The sequence below is a fragment of the Vibrio sp. 1580 genome (assembly GCF_033340055.1).
Genome location: NZ_JAWOVT010000307.1, coordinates 1 through 689 on the forward strand (window position 1 = coordinate 1; position 689 = coordinate 689).

General features: G+C 45.9%; 1 protein-coding gene. It reads left to right on the top strand.

Features of this window, described 5'->3' with window-relative positions:
* On the top strand, positions 1-689 hold a 689-nt coding region (locus R7093_RS25690), incomplete at both ends, for a 3-hydroxyacyl-CoA dehydrogenase NAD-binding domain-containing protein (protein ID WP_318147082.1).

A 689-nucleotide genomic window follows, 5' to 3' on the forward strand; every position in this document is an offset into this window, starting at 1 on the left:
CACAGCCAACAGCGGTGAAAAAAGTGGGTGTTCTTGGTGGCGGCTTAATGGGCGCTGGGATCAGTCATGTAACGGTTGCAAAAGCAAAAGTGCCTGTTCGAATCAAAGATGTGAGCAATGACGGTGTGTTGAATGCGCTTAACTACAACTACAAGTTGTTTGAGAAGCAGCGTAAACGTCGCATCCTGTCGAAAGCCGATTTACAGGCGAAGATGTTGCAACTGTCAGGTGGCGTAGACTTTACAAGTTACAACCACATTGATGTTGTGATCGAAGCGGTTTTCGAAGACTTGGATCTAAAACAACAGATGGTTGCGGACATTGAAGCAAACGCAAAATCTGAAACTATTTTTGCTACGAACACGTCTTCGTTACCAATCCACAAGATTGCAGAAAAGGCAGAGCGACCAGAAAACATCGTCGGTTTACATTACTTTAGCCCAGTAGAAAAAATGCCGCTGGTGGAAGTGATTCCGCATGAAACAACGTCTGATGAAACCATTTCGACAGTTGTCGCATTGGCTAAGAAGCAGGGTAAAACCCCAATCGTTGTGAAGGACAAAGCTGGCTTTTACGTAAACCGCATTCTTGCGCCTTACATGAATGAAGCTGCGCATATCTTGCTGGCAAATGAGCCGATTGAGAAGTTAGATGGTGCGCTGTTGGATTTCGGCTTCCCTGTTGGGCCA